This window comes from Mesorhizobium sp. M7A.F.Ca.US.014.04.1.1, assembly GCF_003998745.1.
GTDB lineage: Bacteria > Pseudomonadota > Alphaproteobacteria > Rhizobiales > Rhizobiaceae > Mesorhizobium > Mesorhizobium ciceri.
Map to the genome: position 1 here is coordinate 1 of NZ_RZRW01001328.1, position 627 is coordinate 627.

Genomic DNA, 627 nt, shown 5'->3' on the forward strand with positions numbered 1-627 from the left:
GGCCAAGCGTGGCGCGGGCCATCACTGCGACCGTCATTGACCCGACGGCGCCGACGCCGAACGCATGCAGCCCGGCAGCGACCGGTACGATTGCGGGCAAAAGGATCGACGCCGAAACCAACGCAAAACCGACGGGCACGAAAGCATATGCAAGGTGGAGATGAGCACGAGCGGATCCCGCAATGTCCGTTCGCCAGCCCAGCGCGACAGACGCCACACCTGGCAGATTGCAGCGACGGCCATAAGCATTCCTGAGACGCGGTTGTGGGGGGCGAACGTCCACGCTCCCAGCGCGATAGCTGAGATGGCTATCGATGCGATGTCAAAACGGCCGAACGGTGCAGGCAGCTTGCCAGGATTTTCCCGGGCGAGCCAGTTGCGTGTGAAGCTCGGAATGATACGCCCACCGATCAGCGAGATGAGTACGATCCCCGCAGCCATACCGAGCCTGCGGCTGATGTCGGATGTGCCTTGAAGGTGCGCCTCGAAATGGAACATGCCGTTGGCGCACGCCATCACGACAAGCGGCAGCAGCACCTTGAGGTTGCGCCAGTTGCGTCCGGCGATGATTTCGCGGGCGGCGGCGGCAGCCACCACAAACAGAAATGAGCCATCGATCCACGCGGC

1 pseudogene is annotated in these 627 nt (G+C 63.0%); it reads right to left on the bottom strand.

Annotated features, from left to right (window positions below):
* A pseudogene (locus tag EOA22_RS36370) lies at positions 1–627 on the bottom strand (NnrS family protein); the annotation flags it as partial.